Below are 9,097 nucleotides of genomic sequence, written 5' to 3' on the forward strand. Positions count from 1 at the left end.
GGTCCCTTGCTCCCCATCCGAGGTCATCGCATGCGGATCACAACGGTTCCGGTCAGCCTGTCGAGCCAGCTTCGGCCGTCGATGTTGCGGATCGCGGCCGGAATGATCACGAAAGTCAGTGCCGCCCGCACGACGGCACGCCACACTCCGACCATTTGCGCGCCGTCGAGCCTGGCGACACGGATTCCGACCACTGCCATACCGGGGGTGAAACCGAAGAAGGCGGCAGGAACGACTGTGATTGCCGCCCAGACGCCGACCGACCAGAGGTTGAAGGTCTGCATGACGGCCGGATCCTGAAGGCTGGGCGTCACGAAGAGGGTGGTGACCAGCGAGGCGAGCACCAAATCGATGACCAGCCCGAGAAGGCGGGCGCCGCCGCCCGCCACCGAGCCGACACCCGATTGGGGCAAGCCGAGTCGCTCACCACGCCACCGCTGCGTACCCTCGCCACCGGCCGTCGTCCCATCACCGGCTCCGGGCAGCCATTCTCCGGTCCATCTCGCCACCCATCCAGGGTATGCCGGTGGCGCTGGCCACATTCGCCCTGGTCGACTACCCGATATCGCCGCCCGTTAACACCGGCGAAACATACGGGTGACGGTCGGGCAACACCGCGCTCTTAGCGTGAGCCGAAGAGAGTACTGCCGCCGGCAACGAACGAGAAGGAGTCACCGAGGGTGCCCACTACTCCAGACGACATTCAGCGCCTTATCGCCGACGAGAACGTAGAGGTCGTCGACGTCAGGTTCTGCGACCTGCCCGGCGTTATGCAGCACTTCACCGTTCCGGCGAAGGCGTTCAACGAAGAAGCCTACGAAGAGGGCCTGGCCTTCGACGGCTCCTCGGTGCGTGGTTTCCAGTCGATCCACGAATCCGACATGCTGCTCCTCCCGGACCCCGAAACGGCGCGTATCGACCCGTTCCGCAAGGCGAAGACGCTCTCGCTGAACTTCTTCGTGCACGACCCGTTCACCCGCGAGGCGTACAGCCGCGACCCGCGCAACATCGCGCGCAAGGCCGAGCAGTACATCTCCGAGTACGGCGTCGCCGACAACGTGTTCTTCGGCCCGGAAGCCGAGTTCTACATCTTCGACTCGATCCGGTTCGACTCCGCCGAGCACGCCTCGTTCCACGAGATCGACTCCGTCGAGGGCTGGTGGAACACCGGTGCCGACGTGCCGGGCGGCAATCAGGGTTACAAGACGAAGTTCAAGGGCGGTTACTTCCCCGTACCGCCGGTCGACCACTTCGCCGACCTGCGCGACGAGATCGTCCGCAACCTGCAGGGCTCCGGTTTCGAGATCGAGCGCGCTCACCACGAGGTGGGCACCGCCGGCCAGACCGAGATCAACTACAAGTTCAACACGCTGCTGCACGCTGCGGATGACCTGCAGCTGTTCAAGTACATCGTGAAGAACACCGTGTTCGCCGCCGGCAAGACCGCGACCTTCATGCCGAAGCCGCTCGCCGGCGACAACGGCTCGGGCATGCACTGCCACCAGTCGCTGTGGAAGGACGGCACGCCGCTGTTCCACGACGAGTCTGGGTACGCGGGTCTGTCCGACACCGCCCGCCACTACATCGGTGGTCTGCTCAAGCACGCGCCGAGCCTGCTGGCCTTCACCAACCCGACCGTCAACTCGTACCACCGGCTCGTGCCGGGCTTCGAGGCCCCGGTCAGCCTGGTGTACTCGCAGCGGAACCGGTCGGCCTGTGTCCGTATCCCCATCACGGGCAACAACCCGAAGGCCAAGCGCGCCGAGTTCCGGTGCCCGGACTCGTCCGGTAACCCGTACCTCGCGTTCTCGGCGATGATGATGGCCGGTCTCGACGGCATCAAGAACAAGATCGAGCCGCCGGAGCCCATCGACAAGGACCTCTACGAGCTCCCGCCGGAGGAAGCCCAGAACGTCAAGCTCGTTCCTGGCGACCTCGGCGCGGTTCTCGACACGCTGGAAGCCGACCACGACTACCTGCTCGAGGGTGGCGTGTTCACCCCCGACGTGATCGAGACGTGGATCTCCTACAAGCGTGAGAACGAGATCGACCCGCTGCGACTGCGCCCGCACCCGTACGAGTTCTCGCTGTACTACGACGTGTGATCGTTTGGTAGGAAACACCAAGAGCACGCCGGTGGTGAGGTGCGGAAGCGCCCTCACCACCGGCGTTTCTTATCGGGTCTTCACAGTGCGGCTACTCCGAAGTGGAAAGAACCTTCAGATCGACGCCCGCTCGCTCGATACGGCCACGCGGATCATCCACCAGTTTGCGTCGCTCGAGATCCATCAACCCCAGCGTGCACGTGATCTCCGCGGAGAGGGTGCCGTCGACCTTGTAGATGTTCGAGTCCATGTGGAAGGTCTTGCCGCTGCCGAACTTGGCGTCGCAAGTCACGTCGACGGCATCGCCGGCCCGAAGCTCACGCCGGAACACGATGTGGGACTCGAGCAGCACGAAGGCAAGATTCGCGTCACGCATGCCTGAGTTGAGGCCGCCAGCGAGCTCCATCAGCTCAAGTCTGGAGACCTCCCCGTACGAGTGATAGACGGCGTGGTTGAGATGGCCAAGGGTGTCCAGCTCGTAATGACGCACCTTGATCCGGGTGCGAAATGGCTCGCGCTCAGTCACCGGACCACTGTAAGCGCCGCTCACCGTCCACGACGCCGAGTGTGAGCAAGGGACCTTTGCTGTCGTCTCGTCCACACCGGGGCAAGCGATAGCAAAGGTCCCTTGCTCACTTACCGCAGGTCAGTGCGGTCAGCCCTGGTAGAAGAGGGTCTCCACGACCGCATGGGCACGTCGCGTCGTCCGTCGGTAGGCGTCGAGGAACTCGCCTGGATCGTCGTCAGCCGAGTAGCCGAGCACTCGCGCGACCGCGGCGAGGTCTCGACCGGAGCTGGGGATCTCGTCAACGGCCTTACCTCTGACCAGCATCCCGGCATTACGGACACGCGTCGCCAGCAACCAGGCCTCGGTCAAGGATTCGATCTCGGCGGGCTCGGCGAGCCCCGCATCCGCCGCGGCCTTCAGCGCCTCGATCGTCGAGGTGGTCCGAAGTCCTTCGACCTCATGCCCATGGCGCAGTTGCATGAGCTGCACAGTCCACTCCACGTCTGCGAGCCCCCCGCGCCCGAGTTTCGTGTGCCGTGTCGGGTCGGCGCCCTTGGGCATCCGCTCCGTCTCCACGCGCGCCTTGATCCGTCTGATTTCCCGCACCCGAACCGCGTCGAGGCCTGCCTGCGGGTAGCGAAGGGGGTCGATCATCTCGATGAACCGGGCACCGAGATCATCGTCACCGGCGATGAACCGGGCTCGGAGCAGGGCCTGCGATTCCCAGACCTCCGCCCACCGCCCGTAGTAGCTTCGGTAGGACTCCAGGGTTCGCACCAACGGGCCACTCCGCCCCTCCGGACGGAGATCGGCGTCGACGACCAGCGCGGGGTCGGGACTGGGGGCACCGAGAATCTTGCGCACCGTCTCGGCGACGGAGGAAGCGAACTTCACTGCCTCCGAGTCCGACACGCCCTCGGCGGGATCGCAAACGAAGAGGACGTCCGCGTCGGATCCATAGCCGAGTTCGGCCCCGCCTAGGCGCCCCATACCGATGACGGCGATCTTCGCGGGGGTCTGGCCAAGCTCAGCCTGACGCTGGCGAAAAGCAGCCGCCAAGGCACCTTGAAGAACGGCGACCCACACGCTCGACAACGCCTCGTAGACCGCTGGAACGTCAAGTAACCCTAGTAAGTCTGCCGATGCGATCCGCAGCATCTCGTGCCGTCGGAGCGATCTCGCGGCCGCGACCGCGGCGTTCAAACCTGGCTGCCGCCGCACCGCGGCTAGCAGCGAGGTGGCCACTTCTGCCGGTGTGCGCCCCGTCAGCCGCGCAGGATCACCGAGCAGCTGCAGGACTTCCGGCGCTCTCGCCAACAGGTCGGGCACCAACCGCGACGTGCCCAACAAAAACGCGAGCCGCTCGACGACGGCACCCTCGTCCCGGAGAACCCTGAGGTACCAAGGCGTTTCTTCGAGCGCTTCCGAGACCTTCCGGTACGACAGCAGTCCGCGGTCAGGGTCTGGGGTATCTGCGAGAAGGTCCAGCAAAACCGGCAGCAGCGCCTGCTGGATGGCCGCCCGACGGGACATTCCCGCGGTCAGTGCCTTGATGTGATGGAGGGCCCCGTCCGGCGCGGCGTAGCCGAGCGCGGCGAGACGGCTCTCTGCCTGTTTCGTGGTCAGCCGTAGCGCTTCGGTCGGCACGTTCGCGACCGATTGCAGCAGGGGCCGGTAGAAGAGTTTCTCGTGAAGACGTCGAATGCTCTGCAGGTGGCGGCGGAACTCCGCCAGCAAGACGTCCCCTTCGCTTCTGCCCCGAGCGGGCCGCACACCGCTCGCCCTCGCGATCGTTCGCAGCTCGCTGACGTCCGAAGTGGCAGGGAACAGGTGCGTACGCCGTAGTCGGCGAAGCTGAAGCCGATGCTCGATGGTCCGGAGGAACTCGTATGACGATGCGAGCTCCGCGGCGTCCTTCCGGCCGACGTACCCACCGTCCCCGAGGGCGGCGAGTGCGTCCATCGTGGACGGAGAACGCAGCTCCGCGTCGATCCGGCCGTGGACCAGTTGCAGCAGCTGCACGGCGAACTCGACGTCACGAAGTCCTCCGCGTCCCAGCTTTAGCTCCCGTTCAGCGTGTGCGGACGGCACATGGCCTTCGACGCGGCGCCGCATCTTCTGCACCTCGGGAACGAAATTCTCCCGATCGGCCGCCGCCCACACCTTCGGTGCGACCATCTCCGCGTACTGCCGCCCGAGCTCCGCATCGCCTGCGACCGGCCGTGCTTTGAGCAAGGCCTGGAACTCCCAGGTCTTGGCCCACTTCTGATAGTAGGCGGCATGTCCGTCGAGGGTCCGGACCAAGACGCCCGCCTTGCCCTCCGGACGCAAGGCCGCATCGACCTCGAAACAAGCCTTGCCGACCACCCGCATCATTGTGCTGGCCAGCCGTGTGGAGACCGAAAGATCTCCATCGCCGACGAAGATGACGTCCACGTCGCTCACATAATTCAGCTCTCGACCACCGCATTTGCCCATCGCGATCACGGCCAGGCGGCCTTCGACACCGGCACCTACCTCTGACTCCGCGACCAGAAGCCCCACCGTCAGCGCGGCCTCAGCCAGCGTGGTGAGCTGAGCCCCGATCTCGGCATAGGGTGGCTGGCGGAGGCCGGGTTCGACTAGATGCCCGAGGTCGGCCGCCGCGATTCCGAGGAGCAGCTCGCGATACCCGGCGCGCAGAGCCTGCTCCGACTCAAGACCTGTGAGCAGTTCTCCGTCCGGTCGTAAATGGCGGAGGAGATTACCCACATACTGATCCGGAGCAGTGCTCTTCTCGCCTTGGAGAGTCTTCCAGCAGTCGGTGTTCGCGACCAGGAAGTCCGCGAGCGCACTCGAAGTGCCCAAGACACCGAGCATCCGGCCGCGGAAAGTGCGGTTGGCACGGAGCGCTTGGTCGAGCTCATTCCAGGCGGCAGGGTCGGCTTCCCTGATCCGGTCCAGGCCGCTCAGGGCGAGATCGGGATCCGCCGCACGGGAAAGTGCTGACAACACGTCGGCTGCGGATTCGTCCGGGCCGGATTCGGTCCACCAACCGGCAGCACGCAGCTGCCCGTCGGCACGGGGGTCGGTGAAGCCGTATCTCGCCACGGAAGCGGTCGGCCTGGAGCGCTCAACCATCGGCTTCCACCGTAGTCGCCCTTCCGTCCGCGACCAGGCGGACGCGCAAGGGAGCAAGGGACCTTTGCTATCGCCGAGCAAGGCGATAGCAAAGGTCCCTTGCTCCGCTAGGCGGCGATCCTGCCGACTTCCTGTTCAGGAACAGTCGGGGTGGGACTGGTGAAGCTGCCGGCGTTGACGGGGCTCCGTCGTGAAAGGAGGTAGACCCCGATGCCGATCGCCAGGCCCGCGACGCCGACGGCGATCGTGCCCACTGTGCCTGTCGAGGTCACGAGCCCGGCCGCGGCACCGACAATGGCAGCTGCCGGAAGTGTGAACATCCAGGCGACCACCATGCGGCCGGCTGTGCGCCAGCGAACCGGTGCCTCATGCCTGCCCACGCCGGAGCCGACGATCCCTCCAGAGCAGACGTGGGTCGTCGAAAGTGGAAAGCCGAAGTTCGTCGAGGCGAGAATGACCGCCGCCGAACTGGTCTGCGCGGCGAAGCCCTGCGGGCCATCGATGTCCGTCAGGCCTTTGCCCAGCGTGAAAGTGATTCGCCAGCCACCCAGGTATGTGCCGAGCGCCAGCGCCAGCGCCGCACTGACTATGACCCAGAGCGGCGGCCCGGCCCCGGCGGGGAGGGCTCCGGCGGTGATCATCGTCAGTGTGATGACGCCCATGGTCTTCTGCGCGTCGTTCGTACCGTGGGCGAGTGAGACCAGCGAAGCCGAGATGATCTGGCCGACTCGGAAGCCGGCGGTGCGGCCGCGGCGGACGAAGATCCGGTAGACGAAGTACGTCACGATCATCGCGACAAGACCGGCCAAGACCGGCGACAGCGCCGCTGGAACCAGCACCTTCTCGACGATCTTTCCGAAATGGACGGAGTCCGTTCCGGCCGACACCCACGTGGCGCCGATCAGTCCGCCGAACAGCGCGTGGGACGAGCTCGACGGTAGTCCGACGAACCAGGTGATCAGATTCCACACGATCGCCCCGACCAAGCCGCCGAACACGATCGCCGGCCCGATCTTGGTGTCGTCGACCAGTCCATTCGAGATGGTCTTGGCCACCTCGACCGACAGGAAGGCTCCGACCAGGTTGAGGACCGCGGAGATCGTCACCGCGACTTTGGGACGCAACGCCCCGGTGGCGATCGACGTCGCCATCGAGTTGGCCGTGTCGTGGAACCCGTTCGTGAAATCGAAAATTAGGGCCGTGACAACGACGAGCACGACCAACACTGAGGGCTCCACCCCGACCTCCGAACCCTTCGAAACTCCCTTCGCAAGGTACCTGACAGCAAGACCCGAGCGTTAACAACCCATACGTATTTGAGACATAGACCGTTAAGCCATCGGCAATGTACGTTGACGGTCCGCAGCCGGGGCGAGGTCACCGGACACCAGTCGGACGAAGCGATGGGCGAACGGTCGCCAGGTTTCGGTGATATCGGCATGCACCCGAGCGAGGTTTTCCGGGGTCAGTACGTCCGGCCGGGTGAGTTCCGCCATTTCCGGCGACTGCCTTGCCCAGTCGAGGACGACATCCGGCGTCGTCTCGATATGGAACTGGACACCGTAGGCACAACGGTCGAATCGGAAGGCCTGGTAGGCATACCGCGGCGAGGAGGCGAGGAGCTCGGCGCCTGCGGGCAGGCGGGTGATCGCGTCGTTGTGGAACTGCAGGACATCCTGCATGAGCGGCAGGTCCGCGAAGAGCGGGTCGGTCCACGCAGCGTCCTTCTTGGACACGAGCCCCGGGCCGACCTCAGGCCCTTGATCGCCTGTGCCGACGCTGCCACCCAACGCTACCGCCAGGAGCTGGCCGCCGAGACAGATCGCGAGCGTCGGGATCCGCGCGCCCGCAGCCTTCGAAAGAAGCTTCCGCACGTCCGCGAGCCACGGGTGGGCGTCGTCGTCGTTGGCGCTCATCCCGCCGCCAAGGCACACGACGCCCGTGTATCCGTCAAGATCGGCGGGGAGTGTCCGATCGGGCAGCAACCGGATGTCCAGCTCGGCGCCCGCCTCGGTGAGCCAATCGCCGAGGGGGCCGATCGGGTCTGATTCATCTGGCTGGATGACGAGCATCTTGGGAGCGGTCACCTCCCCAGCCTACGACCGCCGGGAGAGCAGGGGACCTTTGCTATCACTCGGGGCGGCGGCAGCAAAGGTCCCCTGCTTCCCTGAGTCAGCAGGCGCAGCGTGGGGTGGGTGCGAAGGTGAGCGCGGGCGCCAAGGCGTCCCGGTCAACGGGATAGCCGGCTGCTTGCCAGGCGGTGATGCCACCGGACAGGCGCTTGACCTTGAAGCCAAGCTCCGCGAGTTTCATGGCTCCCTTGGTCGCGGCGTTGCAGTGGATGCTCTCGCAGTAGCAGACGTAGACGAGTTCGCGGTCCAGCCCGCTGACCGACTCTGGCGTCATGTCCCGGTACGGGAGATTGATCGCGCCGGGGATGCGAGCCGACGCAAAAGCTTCGGGAGCTCGGGTCTCGACAATCACGTACCCCTGCCGAGCACCAGAGGTGAGATCTCGGACCAGATCATCCGGGTCGACCTCGAGAGCGAGTTCGGTGCGTAGGTACGCGGCCGCGGTCGCGCTGTCCAAGGCCGGAAACGTCAGTACGCGGGGTTCGGTCGTCATGCCTCAATCCTGCTGACCGGTGATCATCGACAACATCGGAGAATCCAAGCCTTGCCGGCGGTTAGCCTGGAAATTCCTGGCGTGCCTGACAATCGACCTGGAGTTCTGTGAACCTCGATGATCTCGACTGGCAGCTACTCGAACTGCTCCAGTCCGACGGCCGGCTGACCTTCTCGGAGCTCGGCCGGCGGGTGTCGCTGTCCGCGCCCGCGGTGACAGAACGGGTTCGTCGGCTGGAGGAGAAGGGGGTCATCACCGGGTACGCGGCCAGCGTCGACCTGACGAAGCTCGGGCTACCGATCGAGGCGTTGGTCCGGGCGAAAGTGCGGAGCCTGGATACGGTTCGCTTCCGCGAAACCATCCTTGCGTTGCCCCAGGTACTCGACGCCGACCACGTCACAGGTGACGAGTGCTGGTTGGTGCGGGTCGCCTGCCGGAACACCGCGGAGTTGGAGGAACTCGTAGAGCGGATGCAGCGCTATGGGGAGACGACAACTTCGCTGGTCTTCTCGTCGCCTGTGCGCCGACGTGCGGTCAGGCGACAGAGCTGCTGAGCAACGCCGTGGGGAGAGCAAGGGACCTTTGCTACCACTTGGCGAGGGCAGACATGAAAAAAGGGTCTGGGACCTGGGAGAACTCTCGGTTCTCTACCAGGTCCCAGACCCATTAATTTTAGTCCGGCGGTGTCCTACTCTCCCACAACCCTTCGGTTGCAGTACCATCGGCGCTGTCAGGCTTA

8 protein-coding genes are annotated in these 9,097 nt (G+C 65.2%); 2 read left to right on the top strand and 6 right to left on the bottom strand.

Annotation, left to right across the window (positions count from 1 at the left end):
- Nucleotides 1-23: 23 nt before the first annotated feature.
- Nucleotides 24-509, bottom strand: coding sequence for an RDD family protein (locus tag H074_RS30220; protein WP_007033878.1), 486 nt, complete (start codon nucleotides 507-509; stop codon nucleotides 24-26).
- Nucleotides 510-680: 171 nt separating this feature from the next.
- Between H074_RS30220 and glnA the strand changes: the two genes are divergently transcribed.
- Complete coding sequence (gene glnA / locus H074_RS30225; RefSeq protein ID WP_007033879.1) at nucleotides 681-2,105, top strand: type I glutamate--ammonia ligase; 1,425 nt, start codon at nucleotides 681-683, stop codon at nucleotides 2,103-2,105.
- A 91-nt stretch (nucleotides 2,106-2,196) separates the two neighbouring features.
- On the opposite strand, the gene H074_RS30230 is transcribed toward glnA, so the two are convergent.
- The 5 genes from H074_RS30230 to H074_RS30250 all read right to left on the bottom strand — a co-directional run bounded on the left by H074_RS30230 (nucleotide 2,197) and on the right by H074_RS30250 (nucleotide 8,358).
- Nucleotides 2,197-2,631, bottom strand: coding sequence for an acyl-CoA thioesterase (locus H074_RS30230; RefSeq protein ID WP_039923688.1), 435 nt, complete (start codon nucleotides 2,629-2,631; stop codon nucleotides 2,197-2,199).
- Nucleotides 2,632-2,760: 129 nt separating this feature from the next.
- On the bottom strand, nucleotides 2,761-5,733 hold the full coding sequence (locus H074_RS30235; protein ID WP_007033881.1) for a bifunctional [glutamine synthetase] adenylyltransferase/[glutamine synthetase]-adenylyl-L-tyrosine phosphorylase: 2,973 nt from the start codon (nucleotides 5,731-5,733) through the stop codon (nucleotides 2,761-2,763).
- A 107-nt stretch (nucleotides 5,734-5,840) separates the two neighbouring features.
- Nucleotides 5,841-6,971, bottom strand: coding sequence for an inorganic phosphate transporter (locus H074_RS30240; protein ID WP_039923690.1), 1,131 nt, complete (start codon nucleotides 6,969-6,971; stop codon nucleotides 5,841-5,843).
- 93 nt (nucleotides 6,972-7,064) lie between these two features.
- On the bottom strand, nucleotides 7,065-7,820 hold the full coding sequence (locus H074_RS30245) for a type 1 glutamine amidotransferase (RefSeq protein ID WP_007033883.1): 756 nt from the start codon (nucleotides 7,818-7,820) through the stop codon (nucleotides 7,065-7,067).
- A gap of 85 nt (nucleotides 7,821-7,905) precedes the next feature.
- A complete protein-coding gene (locus H074_RS30250; protein ID WP_007033884.1) occupies nucleotides 7,906-8,358 on the bottom strand; it encodes a rhodanese-like domain-containing protein in 453 nt (150 codons plus the stop codon).
- 107 nt (nucleotides 8,359-8,465) lie between these two features.
- Here H074_RS30250 and H074_RS30255 point away from each other — a divergent pair, with 107 nt between their 5' ends.
- Nucleotides 8,466-8,912: an Lrp/AsnC family transcriptional regulator gene (locus tag H074_RS30255; RefSeq protein ID WP_007033885.1), complete on the top strand. Its 447-nt coding sequence runs from the start codon at nucleotides 8,466-8,468 to the stop codon at nucleotides 8,910-8,912.
- Nucleotides 8,913-9,097 lie beyond the last annotated feature (185 nt).

The organism is Amycolatopsis decaplanina DSM 44594 (genome assembly GCF_000342005.1).
Taxonomy (GTDB): domain Bacteria; phylum Actinomycetota; class Actinomycetes; order Mycobacteriales; family Pseudonocardiaceae; genus Amycolatopsis; species Amycolatopsis decaplanina.

Excerpts from the sequence above, each read along its gene's own strand:
- H074_RS30250 (WP_007033884.1), bottom strand. The coding sequence starts at position 8,358 with ATGACGACCGAACCCCGCGTACTGACGTTTCCGGCCTTGGACAGCGCG.
- H074_RS30235 (WP_007033881.1), bottom strand. The coding sequence starts at position 5,733 with ATGGTTGAGCGCTCCAGGCCGACCGCTTCCGTGGCGAGATACGGCTTC.